This window comes from Microbulbifer hainanensis (assembly GCF_014904735.1).
Taxonomy (GTDB): domain Bacteria; phylum Pseudomonadota; class Gammaproteobacteria; order Pseudomonadales; family Cellvibrionaceae; genus Microbulbifer; species Microbulbifer hainanensis.
On the sequence record NZ_JACZCR010000004.1, the window covers coordinates 1 to 16,698 of the forward strand.

The following is a 16,698-nucleotide window of genomic DNA, read 5'->3' on the forward strand; positions in this document are numbered from 1 at the left end:
GAAATCAGTCGGCGCTAACCTGGCTGCCCTTCAGGCCGTAGAAGATGATAAAGGCATAGCACACCACCGGCACCAGGAAGGAAAGCTGCAGTCCGGCAGTATCCGCCACCACACCCTGCAACAGCGGCACCAGCGCACCCCCGACGATCGCGAGGCACAAGATGCCCGACGCCTGACCCGCCTGTTTACCGAGCCCCTGCAGCGCCAGGCTGAAGATGGTCGGGAACATGATCGAGTTGAACAGGCCCACCAACAGGATGGCCGCCATGGCTACCGGTCCGGAAGCGACAATGGCGACCAGTACCAGCAGGATGGAGGCGCTGGCATTGAAGCCGAGCACTTTGCCCGGGGACACCGAGCGCATCACCACCGCGCCGATAAAGCGGCCGACCATGGCGCCGCCCCAGTAATACATGATGTAGTGAGCGGCTTTCGCTTCTTCCAGGCCGGCCACGCTTTCCAGACCAAAGAAGTTGACCAGGAAACTGCCGATAGACACTTCCGCACCCACATAGACAAAGATACCAACGGCCCCCAGGATCAGGTGGCGATGGGACCAGATACTGGTGGACTCAGTATCGACGGCGTCGTCTTTGGGGCCGTCGATCTCCGGCAAATCCAACCGGCTAAACACTACTGCCAGGAACGCAAGGACGCCTGCCAGAATCAGATACGGCAACTGTACGGCTTCCGCCTCTGCCTTCGGGCTCATCGCGTCCAGACCGGATGCCGCGGCCGACAGAATCAGTACCCCGCCGAACAACGGCGCTACCGTGGTTCCCAGGGAGTTGAAAGCCTGAGTCATGGTCAGTCGGCTCGAGGCGGTATTCGGGTCACCCAATGCCGTCACATAGGGATTCGCGGATACCTGCAGCAGTGTAATACCGGAAGCCAACACAAACAGCGCGCCGAGAAACAGCGGGTATGACTGGTTCCCCGCCGCGGGGTAGAACAGCAGGCAACCAAGGCTGGCCACCATCAGTCCGCCAACAATACCGCGCTGGAAGCCGATACGCTTGACCAGCGCACCGGCGGGCAGGGAAACCGTGAAATAGGCACCGAAGAAGCAGAACTGAATCAGCATCGCCTGGGTGTAATTCAGGTCGAAAACGGCCTTCAGGTGCGGAATCAGGATGTCGTTGAGGCAGGTCAGAAAGCCCCACATGAAGAAGAGAACGGTCAGCGCCGTCAGCGCAAACCGGAAATCGCCAGTCGTTTCACCGGCGGGTACGCGGACATCGCCCGCGGGAGCTTGAACCCCGGCCATAAGCCACCTCAATTGTTCGTTATTGTTGCTACATCATCATCGTGTTGCTCGATGACCCGGGGAAATCACACCCGACATCGCGCTTGAGACTACCACGGAGGCAGCAACGGAGGGATTGCCACTTTCCCGCACCCGCTTCCCACTTTGTGCCGGGCAAAACTGGCACAGGAAACGGGAGGGGAAACGTTGCGGTTCAGCTGACCACTTCGCCGTGCGCCTGCTTGTCGGCGTGGTAGGAAGAGCGCACCAGCGGACCGCAGGCGGCGTGCTTGAAGCCAATCTGCTCGGCATAGCGACGGTACTCCTCGAACTCATCCGGGTGCACATAGCGTTGTACCGGCAGGTGTTCCTTGCTCGGCTGCAGATACTGGCCGATGGTGAGCATGTCGATATCGTGTGCGCGCATGTCGTCCAGTACCGCGAAGATTTCCTCTTTCTCTTCGCCAAGGCCGACCATAAGGCCGGATTTGGTCAGCACGTCCGGACGGCGCTTCTTGTACTCCTGCAGCAATTTCAGCGACCACTTGTAGTTGGCGCCCGGGCGAGATTCGCGGTACAGGCGTGGCACCGTCTCCAGGTTGTGGTTGAACACGTCCGGGGCCTCGCCCTCGAGAATATCCAATGCCACATCCATCCGGCCGCGGAAATCCGGGGTGAGAATTTCCACCTGCAGGTTCGGCGAGTGTTCGCGGGCGATGCGGATACAGTCGGCAAAGTGCTGGGCACCGCCGTCGCGCAGGTCGTCGCGGTCCACCGAGGTGATCACCACATAGCGCAGGCCCATGGCGGCAATGGCTTCCGCCAGGTGCTGCGGCTCTTGCGGATCCAGGGGATTGGGCTTGCCGTGGCCCACATCGCAGAAGGGACAGCGACGGGTGCAGATTTCCCCCATGATCATGAAGGTGGCGGTACCGCCGCTAAAGCACTCACCCAGGTTCGGACAGCTGGCCTCCTCGCACACAGTGGCCAGTTTCTGCGAACGCAGGATGCTCTTGATGCGGTCGACCTCCTTGGAAGCGGGCACTTTCACGCGAATCCAGTCCGGTTTGCGCAACACCTGATCGCTGGCGATGACCTTCACCGGGATACGTTCGACCTTCTCGCCGTCGCGCAGTTTTTCACCCTGCTGCAGGCGGCGGGTGCGTTTTACCGGTACCAGATCGGGCTTGTCCTGTTTGGGATTGTCAGCCATTGCTCGTTTCCTGCTCCTCTGTCCCCTGCTCGGGGGCGCTTGCGCGCTTGAAAATGGATTCGTCCACCGGCTGCCAGTCGGCCTCCGCCAGGGACAGTGTGCGGAGTAACTCCCGCACGAAAATTTCTGCCACCTGATTCCAGCCGGGCACCGGCTGCATCAGCTCCGCCATCTGCACCATCTGCATGCCCGCGTAGCCGCACGGATTGATGCGCAGGAACGGCGCCAGGTCCATGTCGATATTGATGGCGATACCGTGGAAGCTGCAGCCGCGACGCACACGCAGGCCAATAGAGGCGATCTTGTTGCCGGCCCGCGGCCCCTCGGTCAAATACACTCCCGGGGCATCGGCACGTGGCGCGGCTGCCAGGCCGTATTCCGCCAGCATCGCCACCGTGGCGCTTTCCAGCGCCGTTACCAGGTCACGCACACCGACTTTGGCGCGTTTCAGGTCCAGCAGCGGGTAGACCACCAGCTGGCCGGGGCCGTGGTAGGTCACCTGGCCGCCGCGATCCACCTGTACGACCGGAATGTCGCCGGTGTTCAGCAGGTGCTCGGCCTTGCCCGCCTGTCCCTGGGTAAAGACCGGCTCATGCTCAACGCACCAGATCTGGTCGGCGTTGTCGCCGTCACGGGTGTCGGTGTAATGGGACATGGCGCGCCAGACGGACTCGTAGTCCCGGCGCCCTAAATTGCATACCAGGGTCATCAGAGCACCATGTGTACGGCCGGATGGGCTTTCAGCTCGTCGAACAGCGCCTGCAACTGCGGTTCGCCGGTGGCGACAATAAAGAAAGTCATCGACGTAAATTTGCCGTTGCGACTCTCGCGCAAAGAAATGCGCTCCTCGTCGAGCTCCGGTGCGTGGCGGCGCATCACTTCGAGCACGAATTCGTGGACTTCGTCGTCGGTCTCCCGCACAACCTTGACCATATAGTCTTCGCAGGGGAACTCGATTTTCGGGGGCTGTTGGTTCGGATCTTGGCTCATACCGCTCTCCAGGGCCGCACAGAGATGACAGTGAATAAACCGGAATGCGGCCGGGCGGCGATTATACAGCGGTGAGTGAATAGTGGACAGGGAAGCCGGGGTGGGCTGGCCAGCGGCATCGATGCTCTGGCCACGAAAAAGGGCGATCTCTCCAGATCGCCCTTCAACATGCGTAACTTGCAGCTTTGGCCTAGCTGAAGAAGCCCATCACAAAGCGCTTGACGGCATCCCACATGCGCTTGAAGAAACCGGCTCTTTCCACATCTTCGGCAACCACGGCCTTTACATCCGCGACTGTTTCGCCATCCAGGGTCACAACGACCTTGCCCACCGGCTGTCCTTTTTTCAACGGAGCTTCCAGCTCACCGTCGATAATCAGGTCCGCCTTGATGCTGTCTTCGCCACCGCGGGGAATGGTCACGTAAACGTCTTTGGCCACCGCGATGCCCACTTCCGGCGCCTTGCCACCCCAGACGCGCTCGGTCTGCAGGATGTCATTGCTGCCGTATACCTTGTGGGTCTGGAAATAGCGGAAACCGTAGGAAAGCAGCTTCTGGGATTCTGACGCGCGCTTCTCGTCGCTGTCGGTACCGGCCACCACCGAGATCAGGCGCATGCCGCGTTTCACCGCAGAAGCCACCAGGCAGTAACCCGCCTCTTCAGTGTGGCCGGTCTTGATGCCGTCAACGGACGGGTCGCGCCACAGCAGGCGATTGCGGTTGGGCTGGTTGATACCGGCGTAGCTGAAATACTTCTCGGAGTAGATGTTGTAGTGCTCGGGATGGTCGCGGATCAGCGCGCGGGACAGGATCGCCAAATCCCGTGCCGTAGTCTCGTGCCCTTCCGCCGGCCAACCGGTGGCATTGACGAAATGGGAATTCTTCATCCCCAGACGCTCGGCCTGCTGGTTCATTACCTCGGCAAATACTTCCTCGCTACCGGAGATGTATTCCGCCAGGGCAATGCTGGCGTCATTGCCGGACTGCACCACCATACCGCGCAGCAGGTCGATGACCGGCACCTTGTCGCCCACTTTCACGAACATTTTGGAGCCGCCCTTCTGCCAGGCCTTCTTGGAAATCGGCACCAGGTCCGTTTCTTTGATCGCGCCCTTTTTCAGCTCTTCAGCGACGATATAGCTGGTCATGATCTTGGTCAGGCTGGCCGGCGGGATTTTCTTGTCCGCATTGTGCTCTACCAGTACCTGGCCGGTGTGGGCATCCATAAGGATATAAGCGGTTGCGGCCAGCTGTGGTGGCGACGGGATCAGCGGTTTTTCGGCGTGGGCCAATCCGGCACTGAGCAACAGGAGAAAACAGGCTGTAAGGCGTTTGATCATGGGTATGTGTCTCTTATTCCTCGCGTTCGTTGATATCCTGAAAGCAGAATCTTTTTAGTCGTAAACGACCTGGGGCTGACCCAGGTGATTTTCCTGTACTAATTCACGCGCCGCTACCAGAGCGCGCTGCTGCGCGAGCGGCCCGATACGAACGCGATAGAGCTTTTTGCCACCGCGATCGACCGGACTGACGGATACAGGATAGTCGACCACCGCCGATACCTGCCCGCGCACCTCATTGGCCTTGCTCGCGCTACTGTAGGCACCCACCTGCAGATAGGTATTGTGGGGCAACTTGAAACTCGCATCCTGTGCCAGCGCTTCCCGAGCCGCTACGTCCTTTTCCACCGCGAGTGTTTCTCCCGCTGACGGCAGCGTATCCGGATCCAGAGCCACCACTTCGACCCGCGCTGTTCCTTTGTCGATATAGCCAAGCTTCTGCGCCGCGGTGTAACTCAGGTCGATGATGCGCCCGGGCACAAAGGGACCGCGATCATTGACCCGCACAATCACACTGCGGCCATTATCCAGATTTGTCACTTTTGCGTAACTCGGCAGCGGCAGGGTTTTGTGGGCCGCTGACATGGCATACATATTGTAAACCTCGCCGTTGGCTGTGTGCTGGCCGTGGAACTTGGTGCCGTACCAGGAGGCGCGGCCGCGCTCCCTGTAACCTTTGGCGCCGGTGCGCACGTGATACGTCACACCATTGACCTTGTAGGGAGTCTTGTTACCCGCAATGCCCACCGGTTCGCGCACCGGTGTCGGCTCCGGCGTGGCCAGCATATCCACCGGCACTGCCGGACCGCTGTCCTTGACCGGTCGCTCGGCCGGCTTTTGCGACTGGGTACTACAGGCCGCCAATAATATTGCGGTCAACGCAACCGCACGGCGCGCAGCGCACTGAAACATGATTCCCCCCCGGCGCGCGGCGCAATAATGCCACGTCCCCACTAGCCGTTATTATCTGAAAAACGAAGTTCTTTAATTGAAATTGTTCGATTAGCGATCAGACTAAAGGTTCCGCAAAAAAGCGAACCCTAGTATTTTTATCTATAAAAACCCGTCGCTTACGAGCGGCCGCCGCGCGCCTTGACGATTTCCTGGGCCAGGTCGTAGGCCGCCATGGCGTAGAGCCGGCTGCGATTGTAACGCGTAATGACCCAAAAGTTATTCAGCCCAATCCAGTATTGCTTGCCCTGCTCTGTTTCCAGTGAAAAGACATTGGCGGGCATATCCGGCGCTACCTGCGCGGTAGTCGGAAATCCCTTTTCCGCCAGTTCGCCCACGGTCCACTTGAGATCCAGGGAATCGTTAACCACGGTCATATCCGCATTAGGGCGCGGGTTGGTCAGCACGACTACCGGCTCCAGGGGCAGCCAGCCATGCTTGGCAAAATAGTTGGCAACACTGCCGATGGCGTCCTCGGTATCGGTCCAGATGTCCACATGGCCGTCTCCATTGAAATCCACCGCATAGGCGCGATAACTCGAAGGCATAAACTGCCCGTACCCCATGGCTCCGGCATAGGAACCTTTCAGTGTGGTGGGGTCGATGTCCTGGTCGCGGGTCAGAATCAGGTAGTTTTCCAGTTCCTTGGTAAAGAATTTGGCGCGGCGGGGGTAGTCAAATGCCAGCGTGGCCAGGGCGTCCAGCACGCGGTAGCCGCCCATATTGCCACCGTAGCGGGTCTCGATGCCGATGATGGCGACGATCATCTCGGCCGGCACACCGTATTTCTTTTCGGCGTCGGACAGCGCCTTGGCATTCTTGTCCCAGAAATCGACACCGCCGGCGATACTCTGCGGCGTCAGGAAAATCTTGCGGTATTCGTACCAGGGCTTGGCCTTTTCCGCCGGGCGTTTGATGGCCTTGAGAATGGAGTCTTTGCGCTTGGCTTCGCGCATCAGCATCATGAGCTGGTCGCGGTCAAAATTGTGCTCGGCCACCATGTAGTCCACAAACGCCTGGGCATTGACATTGTCTTCATGCCCCGCCTCCTGCGCGCAGGCAGCGAGCATAATACCCATCCCTGCCAATAATCCTGTGGTCCACTTCAAAACAACCGCTCCTGTTCGCATATTCCTTCTCTACTTCCCAGTTCTTATTGTCGTAAATTCCGCTAGAAGGTCACCCTTCGCCGCTCTGTTCCAATGGCCATGAGAATCCCAAACCCTGCCATCAACGTAATGGCTGAGGTTCCCCCGTAGCTCACCAGTGGCAAAGGTACACCGACTACCGGGAGCAATCCGCTAACCATGCCTATGTTCACGAATACATAGACAAAAAAAGTCAGCGTAATACTCCCCGCCAGTAGTCGACCAAAAACGGTTTGGGCCGTAAAACTAATATAGATGCCCCGCGCGATGATCAGCACATACAGTATGAGCAACAACATGGCACCGCGCATGCCCCACTCCTCTGACAGCACCGCGATAATAAAATCCGTGTGGCTCTCCGGCAAAAAGTCCAGCTGTGACTGGGTACCCTGCATATAGCCCTTACCGAGCAAGCCGCCGGAACCAATGGCCGCCTTGGACTGGAAGATATTCCAGCCGGCGCCCAGGCGATCCGCATCCGGGTTGACCAGGGTCAGGATGCGCTGTCGCTGGTAATCGCGCAGGCCCCACTCCCAGATCGGCCACGCGGATACGCCCAGCGCCAGCAGAGCGCCACCGATCAATTTCCAGCTTAGCCCGGCCAGATAGAGCGCGAAGAGTCCGGAAGCGGCAATCAGGATGGCGGTGCCGAGATCCGGCTGGCGCACGATCAGGGCCGCCGGCACACAGACAATGGCCAGGGCACCGATCACCGTAAAGATGGAAGGTGGCAGATTGCGCCCGTGCAGGAAGGCCGCCACCGACATCGGCACTGCCAGTTTCAGTGCCTCGGACGGCTGGAAGCGGAAACCGCCGACAGCCAGCCAGCGCTGCGCCCCTTTTGCCCCCACGCCGGCAAACAGGACGGCCACCAGCAGGCAGCAGCCGCCCACATACAGCCAAGGCGACCACCGCCGGTAGAAATCGAGTGGTATCTGCGCAGCCACGAACATGACCCCGAATGCCAGCACCAGGAACACCGACTGGCGGCGCACATAGTGCACATCGGCGCCTGCGGCGCTGTAGAGCACCACCAGTCCGACACCGGCGAGTATCAGTAACAGGATCAGCAGCGGCACATCGATATGCAGGCGCCGCGAAAGGCTCGCCGGCCGACTCAGGCTGAAATGGGAATCCGGCAAGCGGTGCATGTAATCGCGGCTAGCCACGTTCAGCGCCCTCCTTTTTGACTTTACCCTGCGCCGTTTCGCTGTGCTTGCGCGACATCCAGTCGAGGAAAACTTCGCGCGCCACGGGTCCCGCCACGCTACCGCCGTGCTCGCCATTTTCCACCAGTACGGATACCGCGATCTGCGGATTATCTGCAGGGGCAAAGGCGACAAACAGCGCGTGGTCCCGGTGGCGCTCCTTCAGCGCTTCGGAGTCGTAGCGCTCGCCCTGGGCGATACCGACCACCTGCGCCGTTCCTGATTTGCCCGCCACCTGAAAATCCAGTCCTTCGCCCACTTTGCGGCCAGTGCCCCGATTGATCACGGATTCCATGCCCTTGAAGATGGCGTCCCAGTTCGCGGGCTTGGCCTCCACATGGTGCAGTACCTGGGGCGGCAGCTCCACGCCATTGATGGCCTTCACCACCTGCGGTTTGTAGTGGGTGCCGCGGTTGGCCATCGTCGCCGTCATGACCGCCAGCTGCAGCGGCGTGGCCAGCACGAAGCCCTGCCCGAGCACCGCGTTCAGGCTATCGCCGGGAAACCAGGGCAGTCCGCGGGCACCGCGTTTCCACTCCCGCGACGGAAACAGTCCCGGGCGCTCCGCAGGCAGGTCGATGCCGGTCTTGGCACCTAGACCGAAGCGGGTGGCGATATCGTGCATCGCGTCGATATTCCAGCGGGAGGCCATATCGTAGAAATAGACGTCGCAGCTCTCAGTGATCGCCTGATTCAGGTCCACGTGCTTTCCGTGCCCCCAGCGCTTCCAGTCGCGGTAGCGGCGGGTGTCATTGGGCAACATGAAGAAGCCCGGGTCGTTGACCGTAGATTCCGGGGTGATGACACCCTCGGCGAGACCGCCGAGACCCATCATCGGCTTCAGTGTAGAGCCGGGCGGATACTGTCCCTGCAGGGCGCGGTTGAACAGCGGCACGTCGAGGGAATCGCTGAGCGCGCGATAGTCGTTAAAACTGATCCCGGTAACAAACAGGTTGGGATCGAAAGAGGGCTTACTGACAAAGGCGAGTACGCCGCCGGTTTTCACGTCAATGGCCACCACGGCGCCGCGGCGATCGCCAAGGGCGTCGGAAGCCGTTTTCTGCAGCTGCGCATCCAGGCTCAGGGTGAGATCGGCGCCGGGCTTGGGGTTGTGCCGCTCGAGTACCCGCAGCACACGGCCGCGGGCATTGGTTTCCACATTTTCGTAGCCCACTTCGCCCAGTAGCATGTCTTCATAGGAGCGCTCAAGTCCGACCTTGCCGATACTCTCTGTGCCCCGGTAACGCCGCACATCCTCGGCGGTAAAGCGTTGCAGTTCGCGGTCGTTGATCCGCCCCACATAGCCGACACTGTGGGCGAACAGGTCTCCCAGAGGATAGTAACGCACCAGTTCTGCTTCGACCGACACCCCGGGCAGGCGGAATTCGTTCACACTGACCCGCGCGATCTCCTCCTCGCTGAGGCGGAAGCGCAATGGCACCGGCTCGAATGGGCGGCGGTGTTGCAGGCGCCTCCTGAATTTTTCCACATCGCTGTCGTCGAGCTGCACCAGGCGGCCGAGGAACTCCAGTGTGGCATCCATATCCTTGACCCGTTCACGGACAACGGCGAGGGTGTAGCTGGGACGGTTGTCTGCCAGCAAGGTACCGTTGCGGTCGTAGATCAGGCCGCGGGTCGGCGGTACCGGGCGCACCTGGATGCGGTTCTGGTCGGACTGGGTGGCGTAGCTGTTGTAATTCACCACCTGCAGGTTGTAGAAGCGCGCAACCAGCACCCCCAACAACACGGCGACCCCCACGAGCGCCACCAGCATGCGGTTGCGAAACAGCCGCTGCTCGGTCAAAGGGTCCTTGAGATGCAGGTCGTAGGGCATTGATTCAATCGATCGTGGAGATGGCGCAAAAATTGACTACGAAGTGTACACAAAATCGCGCCATCGCGGGGACCTTTGCGTGTGCCGGTTGGCAATGCGGACACTCGGCGGGTCTGACCGACGCTTTAGCGCGAAGTTCTACCTCGGGGAGATTTTCAGCTCATTTGTGATAGGGGTGGCCGGCGAGCAGTGTCCAGGCCCGATACAGCTGTTCCGCAAGCACCACTCGAACCAGTGGATGCGGCAGTGTCAGCGGCGACAGCGACCAGCGCTGCCGCGCCCGGGTCAGGCAGTCCGGCGCCAGCCCGTCGGGCCCGCCAATCAGCAGGGCGACGTTCTCGCCCAGCAGCTGCCAGTCCTGCAGATGCTGTGACAACTGTTCGGTGCTCCAGGGCTTGCCCAGCACATCAAGTGCGACCACATGGTCCCGCGGTCCCAGGGCGGCCAGCATGGCCTCGCCCTCTTTCTGGCGCGCTTTCTCCACCAGCGCCGGGGAGCCCTTCTGCCCGCGCTGGCCGAGGGGGATCTCCACCATTTCCAGGGCGATCTCCCGCGGCAGTCGCTTGGCGTACTCGGCGTAGCCTTCCTGTACCCAGCCCGGCATCCTGCCGCCGGCGGCCAGTATTCGAATTTTCATTGGCCAACCTGCACCCCGTATCAACCCTGGTGCGGGTCGCTGCCATCACCACCGTCGCGGGTATTCGGTGTCATGGACCAGAGTTTTTCCAGGTCGTAAAAGCCGCGAACGTCCGCCTGCATGACGTGCACCACCAGGTCACCGTAGTCCACCAGCACCCACTCGCCCTGATCCATGCCCTCGACGCCAATCGGTCGCACACCGGCCTTCTTGCCCTCTTCCACGACGTTGTCGGCAAGGGATTTCACCTGTCGGCTGGATGTACCGGTGCAGATCACCAGCGTGTCCATCACATCGGAAAGTTCAGATACATCCAGGGAGACGATGTCCTTGCCCTTGAGATCCTCCAGTGCCGCCACAGCGGTTTCTTTAATAGTCGTCATAACACCTTTTTACTTACTGTCCGCCGTCAGCGGTCGCTCGATAGAGATTGTTGTCTTCAATGTATTGCAGCACAGCTGCCGGCAACAGATAGCGCGGGGACTCCCCCCGTGCGATCAGCTGGCGGATGTGCGTGGCGGAAATCGGCAGCAGCGTCTGCTCCCGCACCACCAGCCGGCCGCGGGATTCACGACGCAGATCTGCGGCCTCGCCGGCACACCGTGTCATTAGTTCCGCCACCTCGGCCTCGGCTCCGCCAGAATCCCCCGCCGGCAACTGCCAGCCAGGTCGCGCCACCACCACCAGGTGCGCCAGCTGCAACAGCTGTTCCCAGCGGTGCCAGCCCGGCAGGGTCAGCAGCGAATCGAGTCCCATGCAGAAACTGAGGGAGACTTCGTCTCCCAGTTCAGCGCGCAACTCCTCCAGCGTATCCACCGTATAGGTGGGGCCGGCCCGCTTGAGTTCGCGCTCATCCAGCTGCAGCTCTTCGCAATCCTGTATGGCCAACGCCAGCATCTGGCGGCGGTGCTCCGATGATACGCCGGGAGCCTGCCGATGCCGCGGCTGGTGACTGGGCACCAGCCGCATTTCGTCGAAACCGAACGCCTGGCGCAGCTCCAGGGCCATCCGCAGGTGACCGAAGTGCACCGGGTCGAAGGTGCCGCCGAACAGGGCTATGGTGTGCAGTTTGTCGCTCATGGCTGAAATCGGGTCCGCTGGCAGTGCGCCTACTGGCGAATATGCCCGTCGCCCAGCACGATCCACTTCTGCGAGGTCAGTCCCTCCAGCCCCACCGGGCCGCGGGCGTGGATTTTATCGGTACTGATACCGATTTCCGCCCCCAGTCCGTATTCGAAACCGTCGGCAAAACGCGTGGACGCATTGACCATCACCGAACTGGCATCTACTTCGGACAGGAAGCGCCGCGCGCGGCTGTAATCCTCGGTCACAATCGCTTCGGTGTGACCCGAACCGTAGCGAGCGATATGGTCCATCGCCCCATCGATGTCTGCTACAACGCGGATCGACAGCACCGGGGCCAGGTATTCCTCGCTCCAGTCCGATTCCTGCGCCGCCTTGCAGTCGCCGAGAATCTCGCAGGTGCGGGCGCAACCGCGCAGCTCTACGCCCGCCTCCCGGTAGGCCGCGGCCAGGCGCGGCAGAATCTCCTGCGCAATGTCCTCGGACACCAGCAGCGACTCCATCGCATTGCACACGCCATAGCGGTGGGTCTTAGCGTTCAGGGCGATGCGGAAGGCCTTGTCGAGATCCGCGCGATCATCCAGATAGACGTGACAGACGCCGTGCAGATGCTTGATCACCGGCACCCGCGCGTCGCGGCTGACCCGCTCAATCAGCCCGGTGCCGCCGCGGGGCACGATCACGTCCACGTATTCCGGCATGCTGATCATTGCACCGACGGCTTCCCGGTCGGTGGTGTCCACCACCTGCACCGCGGTTTCCGGCAGACCGGCCTCTTTCAGGCCGGCGGCGATGCAGGCCGCGATAGCGCCATTCGAATGCAGCGCCTCGCTGCCACCGCGCAGGATGGTAGCGTTGCCGGATTTCAGGCACAGGCTGGCCGCATCGATAGTCACATTCGGGCGGGACTCATAGATGATGCCCACCACCCCCAGCGGCACGCGCATCTTGCCGACCTGTATGCCGCTGGGACGGTATTTCAAGTCCTCGATCTCACCCACCGGATCCGGTAGCTCGGCAATCTGCTGCAGACCTTCGATCATCGCGTCGATGCGCGCATCGGTGAGTTCGAGGCGATCCAGCAGCGCGTCATCCAGGCCATCGTCGCGCCCGGCCTGCATGTCCCGCGCATTCGCCTCGGCAACGTGTTCGCGCTGCGTGTCCAGCTGCGCAGCAATGGCCTGCAGGGCGCTGTTCTTGGTGGCGGTATCGGCGCGCGCCATACAGCGGGCGGCGGCGCGTGCGGCGCGGCCCATCTCTTCGATTCTGGCGCGGGTGGATTGCGGCTCGGCGGTATCGCTGACGCTGCTCACGGGGCTCTCCATGCTGTGCTGCTGATCAAATCGGCCGCGCAGTATAACCTGATCCCGGCGCAGCGCCATTTCGCCGCGCCATTCGGTGAATTTATTCGTGCGCCCAGCGGTCCAGATTGGCGGCGATACTCGCCAGCCGCTCCAGCGGGTCCTCGGTACCCAGCAGTTCTATGCGCACCTTGTCGTCGAGCGGCAGCAGCTGGGCCAGCTGCCAGGACAGCGCGTCGGCAGTGTCCACCGGCGCGAACTTGAGCGTCAGCATGGAGGCGTGCTGCTTGAGCTCGTCCAGCACCGCCAGCAGTCCGTCGCACTCCGCCGGCACCGGCTGTCGCGGCGGATCCGGCAACCACGCTACCTCGCCGAGCAACAGGCCATCCTCGTCGCGATGGGTGTCCAGGATACGGAACCGCCGCTCGCCCATCACCTGTACGTGCAGCAGCCCCTCTTCGCCCTGGCTCCAATCGACGATTTCGACATAGACACCCAGTGGCCACACCGACGCGTGCCCCACCTCTCCACCACTGCGGATCAGCACCACGCCAAAACCGCTGCCGGCCTTCAGGGTTTCACTCACCAGGCGCAGGTAGCGCTGCTCGAAGATGCGCAACGGCAGTGTGACGCCGGGGAACAGCGCCACGCTCAGTGGAAAAAGGGGAATCTGCGGCAATGCCTTTTCTCTGTATGAATCCGTCCCACAAAGATAACATCTGTGCCGGCGGCTCCAACGGCAAAAAAAGAATTTTGTGCCAAGTGAGCTAGAATGATGAAGACAAAGTTGTGGAGACTCCCCATGCGTTGGCGCCAAGGTCGCAGAAGTAGCAATGTCGAAGATCGCCGCGGCCAGTCGCCGGGCGGCGGCGGTATGGGCGGCCTGGGCAACCTGCTCGCGCTGGCGCCCTTCCTCCTGCGCACTAAAAAGGGATGGATGATTCTCGCCGCCATTGCCGTTTTCTATTTTTTCTTCAGTGACGGTCAGCTCTTTCGCGGCACGCCGCAGCAGGCGCCGTCGGTCAGTACCGGGCAACCCGGCCAGCCCGGAACAGCCGCCAAACCCGGCGACGAGGTGGCGGACTTCGTTTCGGTGGTGCTGGCGAGCACCGAGGACACCTGGGGCGAGCTTTTCAAGACCGCCGGCTCCCAGTACGTACCGCCCAAGCTGGTGCTCTACAACGATGCCATTCGCTCCGCGTGCGGTCTCAACACCGCCGCGGTCGGCCCGTTTTACTGCCCCGGCGACGCCAAGGTGTATCTCGACCTGAACTTTCTCGGCGACCTGAAGCAACTGGGCGCGCCCGGCGACTTCGCGTTCGCCTACGTCATCGCCCACGAGGTCGGCCACCATGTGCAGAACCTGCTCGGCACTTCGCAGAAGGTGCAGGAAGCGCGCATGCAATCCGATAAGGCCACCGCCAACCGCCTGTCGGTAATGCTGGAACTCCAGGCCGACTGCTTCGCCGGGGTCTGGGCTTTTTATGCCCATCGCGACGCTAACATGCTTGAACCCGGCGACCTGGAAGAGGGGCTGGCGGCCGCCGCGGCCGTGGGTGACGACCGCCTGCAGAGGCGCTCCGGCCGCGCGGTGTCACCGGACGCCTTTACCCACGGCAGCGCCAAGCAGCGGGCCTACTGGTTTTCCCGTGGCTTCAAGAGCGGCGACGTGAAACAGTGCAACACCTTCGCCGCCCTCGCCGGCCAGTGAGCGGCGGCCATTGGCCAACGAACGCAGCACGCACTAAGCTGCACGCACAAACCTTCAAGGAGAAGATCCCATGCCCAAAGCCAAAGCGCGCCACATCCTGGTCGACAGCGAAGAAAAATGCCTGGAACTGAAGAAACAGCTGGAAAGCGGTGCCGACTTCGGCGCACTGGCCCAGGAGCACTCCCAGTGCCCGTCCGGCCGCTCCGGCGGCGACCTGGGTGAATTCAGCAAGGGGCAGATGGTGCCGGAATTCGACCAGGCCGTGTTTACCGGAGACCTGAACAAGGTGCTGGGCCCGATCAAGACACAGTTTGGCTACCACCTCGTCGAAGTGACCAGCCGCAGCGACTGATCTCCAGACTGGTGCCGCGCGGTCGGTAGATCGCGCCGGTGCCTCGAAACCGGGACATCCCCGTTGGCAAAGGACAGCCTTCCCCACCTCAGCAGCTACCGCCACCGCCTGCCAGTGCGCATCGCACACTGGATCAATGTCGTGTGCCTATTCATCATGCTGCTGAGCGGCCTGCAGATATTCAATGCCCACGCCGCGCTCTACTGGGGATCGGCCTCGGATTTCGACGCCCCCTGGCTGTATATCGGTGCCGCGCGGACTGAAGACGGCCCCGCGGGGCGCACGGAACTACTCGGCCGCCAATTCGATACCGCGGGTTTTCTCGGCACCTCCGGGGACGCCGACAACCCGGAAATGCGCGCCTTCCCCGCCTGGCTGACAATACCGGGGCCGCGCTGGCTGGCTATGGGCCGCCAGTGGCACTTTTTCTTCGCCTGGATACTGGTCATCAATGCCCTGCTCTACCTCACCTGGTCCGCTGCCAGCGGCCACCTGCGCGAACTGTGGCCGAATCGCGCTGACTGGCGGGGTATCGGCCGCTCACTGTGGGATCACCTGCTGCTGCGCCACCCCACCGGTGAAGCCGCCACCCGCTACAACGTTCTGCAGAAGCTGGCTTACCTCGGCGTGATTTTTGGCCTCGGCACACTGATCGTACTGACGGGTCTGTGTATGTCGCCGCGCATGGACACGGTGCTGGAACCCTTGCTGCAACTGTTTGGAGGCAGGCAATCCGCGCGCAGCCTGCACTTTATCGCCGCCATGGGGTTTGTCCTGTTTGTCGCCATTCACCTTTTCGAGGTGATCGTCACCGGCCCCTGGAACAACCTGCGCTCGATGATCACCGGCCGCTACGACTATCGGGCCGACGTTCCCGGCAACTCGCGAGAAAATAGCCATGGCGAACAATAAACGGCGTCACGCCCTGAAAATGATGCTGGCCCTCGGCGGCGGCGCGCTGCTCAGTGGCTGCGACCGACTGTCGCGCTCGGACCGGTTTGTACGGCTGCTGAATACCGCAGAACCGCTGAACGAAAAGCTGCAGCGGGCCCTGACCGGATCGGCCCTGGCCCGCGAGTACACCACAGCGGATATCTCGCCGGTATTCCGCCCCAACGGCGAGACGGATCCGCAGAATTCCGCCTACCGTCAACTGGCGGCCAATCAATTTGCCGATTACCGGCTGGAAGTGGGCGGCAGGGTTCAAGCACCCCAGCGACTGACACTCGCCGATATCCGCGCGCTGCCGGCACGCACGCAGATCACCCGCCACGACTGCGTCGAGGGCTGGAGCGCCATCGGCCAGTGGACCGGCGCGCGACTCGCGGCACTGCTGGATCTGGTGCAGCCCATGGGCGATGCCAACTACGTGGTCTTTCGCTGCGCCGACCTGTGGGGCCGGTCACAGGAGCCCTACTACGAGAGCATCGATCTGGAGGAGGCCCGCCATCCGCAGACGCTGCTGGCCTACGAACTGAACGGCGCCCCACTGCCCATTGCCAACGGCGCACCGTTGCGGCTGCGGGTGGAACGGCAGCTGGGATACAAGATGGCGAAATACATTATGGCAATCGAGCTGGTAAACAGCTTCGCGCATATCGGAGGAGGCCGGGGCGGCTACTGGGAAGACCGGGGCTACGCCTGGTATGCGGGTATCTGAACCGGCAGCGACTTCCCGGAAAATG

General features: G+C 61.7%; 18 protein-coding genes. 4 read left to right on the plus strand and 14 right to left on the minus strand.

Annotation, left to right across the window (positions count from 1 at the left end):
* Positions 1-4: 4 nt before the first annotated feature.
* From IG168_RS01840 to IG168_RS01905, 14 genes are all read right to left on the minus strand, one after another.
* Entirely contained in the window at positions 5-1,267 is a 1,263-nt protein-coding gene (locus IG168_RS01840) for a sugar MFS transporter (protein WP_193161447.1), read from the minus strand.
* 193 nt (positions 1,268-1,460) lie between these two features.
* A complete protein-coding gene (lipA, locus tag IG168_RS01845; protein WP_193161448.1) occupies positions 1,461-2,459 on the minus strand; it encodes a lipoyl synthase in 999 nt (332 codons plus the stop codon).
* Positions 2,452-3,168 (minus strand): lipoyl(octanoyl) transferase LipB, encoded by a 717-nt coding sequence (gene lipB / locus IG168_RS01850; protein WP_193161449.1) that lies wholly within the window; start codon positions 3,166-3,168, stop codon positions 2,452-2,454. The genes lipA and lipB overlap by 8 nt, the downstream gene beginning before the upstream one ends.
* Entirely contained in the window at positions 3,168-3,449 is a 282-nt protein-coding gene (locus tag IG168_RS01855; protein WP_193161450.1) for an HP0495 family protein, read from the minus strand. The genes lipB and IG168_RS01855 overlap by 1 nt, the downstream gene beginning before the upstream one ends.
* 190 nt (positions 3,450-3,639) lie before the next feature.
* Positions 3,640-4,788, minus strand: coding sequence for a D-alanyl-D-alanine carboxypeptidase family protein (locus tag IG168_RS01860; RefSeq protein ID WP_193161451.1), 1,149 nt, complete (start codon positions 4,786-4,788; stop codon positions 3,640-3,642).
* A gap of 54 nt (positions 4,789-4,842) precedes the next feature.
* Complete coding sequence (locus tag IG168_RS01865; RefSeq protein WP_193161452.1) at positions 4,843-5,700, minus strand: septal ring lytic transglycosylase RlpA family protein; 858 nt, start codon at positions 5,698-5,700, stop codon at positions 4,843-4,845.
* Between the two features lie 158 nt (positions 5,701-5,858).
* Complete coding sequence (gene mltB / locus IG168_RS01870; RefSeq protein ID WP_226876440.1) at positions 5,859-6,818, minus strand: lytic murein transglycosylase B; 960 nt, start codon at positions 6,816-6,818, stop codon at positions 5,859-5,861.
* Positions 6,819-6,910: 92 nt separating this feature from the next.
* Positions 6,911-8,056: a rod shape-determining protein RodA gene (gene rodA, locus IG168_RS01875; RefSeq protein WP_319024638.1), complete on the minus strand. Its 1,146-nt coding sequence runs from the start codon at positions 8,054-8,056 to the stop codon at positions 6,911-6,913.
* Positions 8,049-9,929: a penicillin-binding protein 2 gene (gene mrdA / locus IG168_RS01880; protein ID WP_193161454.1), complete on the minus strand. Its 1,881-nt coding sequence runs from the start codon at positions 9,927-9,929 to the stop codon at positions 8,049-8,051. The genes rodA and mrdA overlap by 8 nt, the downstream gene beginning before the upstream one ends.
* Before the next feature lie 160 nt (positions 9,930-10,089).
* A complete protein-coding gene (rlmH, locus tag IG168_RS01885; RefSeq protein ID WP_193161455.1) occupies positions 10,090-10,566 on the minus strand; it encodes a 23S rRNA (pseudouridine(1915)-N(3))-methyltransferase RlmH in 477 nt (158 codons plus the stop codon).
* 20 nt (positions 10,567-10,586) lie between these two features.
* Positions 10,587-10,949 (minus strand): ribosome silencing factor, encoded by a 363-nt coding sequence (gene rsfS / locus IG168_RS01890; protein ID WP_193161456.1) that lies wholly within the window; start codon positions 10,947-10,949, stop codon positions 10,587-10,589.
* Positions 10,950-10,962: 13 nt separating this feature from the next.
* The gene (gene nadD, locus IG168_RS01895) at positions 10,963-11,646 is read right to left on the minus strand and encodes a nicotinate-nucleotide adenylyltransferase (RefSeq protein WP_193161457.1); all 684 of its coding nucleotides are present in this window, start codon (positions 11,644-11,646) and stop codon (positions 10,963-10,965) included.
* 29 nt (positions 11,647-11,675) lie between these two features.
* Entirely contained in the window at positions 11,676-12,974 is a 1,299-nt protein-coding gene (locus IG168_RS01900; protein WP_193161458.1) for a glutamate-5-semialdehyde dehydrogenase, read from the minus strand.
* 79 nt (positions 12,975-13,053) lie between these two features.
* The gene (locus IG168_RS01905; protein WP_193161459.1) at positions 13,054-13,629 is read right to left on the minus strand and encodes an LON peptidase substrate-binding domain-containing protein; all 576 of its coding nucleotides are present in this window, start codon (positions 13,627-13,629) and stop codon (positions 13,054-13,056) included.
* A gap of 123 nt (positions 13,630-13,752) precedes the next feature.
* Here IG168_RS01905 and ypfJ point away from each other — a divergent pair, with 123 nt between their 5' ends.
* The 4 genes from ypfJ (at position 13,753) to IG168_RS01925 (ending at position 16,673) form a co-directional block, all read left to right on the plus strand.
* The gene (gene ypfJ / locus IG168_RS01910; RefSeq protein ID WP_193161460.1) at positions 13,753-14,661 is read left to right on the plus strand and encodes a KPN_02809 family neutral zinc metallopeptidase; all 909 of its coding nucleotides are present in this window, start codon (positions 13,753-13,755) and stop codon (positions 14,659-14,661) included.
* 70 nt (positions 14,662-14,731) lie between these two features.
* A complete protein-coding gene (locus IG168_RS01915; protein WP_193161461.1) occupies positions 14,732-15,013 on the plus strand; it encodes a peptidylprolyl isomerase in 282 nt (93 codons plus the stop codon).
* A gap of 63 nt (positions 15,014-15,076) precedes the next feature.
* Positions 15,077-15,925 carry a cytochrome b/b6 domain-containing protein gene (locus IG168_RS01920; RefSeq protein ID WP_193161462.1) on the plus strand — a complete coding sequence of 283 codons (849 nt, stop codon included), beginning with the start codon at positions 15,077-15,079 and terminating at the stop codon, positions 15,923-15,925.
* Positions 15,912-16,673 (plus strand): molybdopterin-binding protein, encoded by a 762-nt coding sequence (locus IG168_RS01925; protein WP_193161463.1) that lies wholly within the window; start codon positions 15,912-15,914, stop codon positions 16,671-16,673. Before IG168_RS01920 ends, IG168_RS01925 begins: the two co-directional genes overlap by 14 nt.
* The last annotated feature ends 25 nt before the right edge of the window (positions 16,674-16,698 follow it).

Excerpts from the sequence above, each read along its gene's own strand:
- lipB (WP_193161449.1), bottom strand. The coding sequence starts at position 3,168 with ATGACCCTGGTATGCAATTTAGGGCGCCGGGACTACGAGTCCGTCTGG.
- IG168_RS01900 (WP_193161458.1), bottom strand. The coding sequence starts at position 12,974 with ATGGAGAGCCCCGTGAGCAGCGTCAGCGATACCGCCGAGCCGCAATCC.
- mrdA (WP_193161454.1), bottom strand. The coding sequence starts at position 9,929 with ATGCCCTACGACCTGCATCTCAAGGACCCTTTGACCGAGCAGCGGCTG.
- IG168_RS01915 (WP_193161461.1), top strand. The coding sequence starts at position 14,732 with ATGCCCAAAGCCAAAGCGCGCCACATCCTGGTCGACAGCGAAGAAAAA.
- rlmH (WP_193161455.1), bottom strand. The coding sequence starts at position 10,566 with ATGAAAATTCGAATACTGGCCGCCGGCGGCAGGATGCCGGGCTGGGTA.
- nadD (WP_193161457.1), bottom strand. The coding sequence starts at position 11,646 with ATGAGCGACAAACTGCACACCATAGCCCTGTTCGGCGGCACCTTCGAC.
- IG168_RS01860 (WP_193161451.1), bottom strand. The coding sequence starts at position 4,788 with ATGATCAAACGCCTTACAGCCTGTTTTCTCCTGTTGCTCAGTGCCGGA.
- lipA (WP_193161448.1), bottom strand. The coding sequence starts at position 2,459 with ATGGCTGACAATCCCAAACAGGACAAGCCCGATCTGGTACCGGTAAAA.
- ypfJ (WP_193161460.1), top strand. The coding sequence starts at position 13,753 with ATGCGTTGGCGCCAAGGTCGCAGAAGTAGCAATGTCGAAGATCGCCGC.
- IG168_RS01865 (WP_193161452.1), bottom strand. The coding sequence starts at position 5,700 with ATGTTTCAGTGCGCTGCGCGCCGTGCGGTTGCGTTGACCGCAATATTA.
- IG168_RS01855 (WP_193161450.1), bottom strand. The coding sequence starts at position 3,449 with ATGAGCCAAGATCCGAACCAACAGCCCCCGAAAATCGAGTTCCCCTGC.
- mltB (WP_226876440.1), bottom strand. The coding sequence starts at position 6,818 with ATGGGTATTATGCTCGCTGCCTGCGCGCAGGAGGCGGGGCATGAAGAC.
- rsfS (WP_193161456.1), bottom strand. The coding sequence starts at position 10,949 with ATGACGACTATTAAAGAAACCGCTGTGGCGGCACTGGAGGATCTCAAG.
- IG168_RS01840 (WP_193161447.1), bottom strand. The coding sequence starts at position 1,267 with ATGGCCGGGGTTCAAGCTCCCGCGGGCGATGTCCGCGTACCCGCCGGT.
- IG168_RS01925 (WP_193161463.1), top strand. The coding sequence starts at position 15,912 with ATGGCGAACAATAAACGGCGTCACGCCCTGAAAATGATGCTGGCCCTC.